Annotated in this window: 1 protein-coding gene; it reads right to left on the bottom strand. The window is 31.7% G+C overall.

Annotated features, from left to right (window positions below):
• A partial coding sequence (locus tag AOA60_RS14680) for a metallophosphoesterase (protein WP_178075362.1) occupies positions 1 to 407 on the bottom strand: 407 nt, incomplete at both ends.

Genomic DNA, 407 nt, shown 5'->3' with positions numbered 1-407 from the left:
CTCCTGATCCACCCTCAACTTCTTTTAGACCAATAATACTCCATTTTTCTTCGTCTTCTGTTATAGAATATACATTGTCTTCGAGTATAATGACATTCCACATTTGTAGGATTTTCTTTAACCTCTTTTCACCAAATTTAAAGTCATTATTACCCCATACAAAAAAGACTTTGTCACACAGGGATGTTAGTAGTGACAAATTATGATTAATCAAAGATTCAGGGACACCTTTTTCTACAAGATCTCCTCCGATAATAACAAAGTCTACTGGAGGTATTTTTTTAATCCATTCTTCTTCAACCTTCCTGTTATGGAGGTCAGTAATAAATAATATTCTTTTTTCCTTTATTTTAAATGGGAAATTGATAACTTCCTCAGTAATTATGGTTAATTTTGCAGTCTTATAC

Origin of the sequence: Pseudomonas sp. 2822-17 (assembly GCF_002742485.1) — a bacterium.
Lineage (GTDB): Bacteria > Pseudomonadota > Gammaproteobacteria > Pseudomonadales > Pseudomonadaceae > Aquipseudomonas > Aquipseudomonas cyclaminis.
The sequence above is the reverse complement of the archived record's forward strand: the minus strand, read 5'-3'. Positions and strand labels throughout refer to the sequence as shown.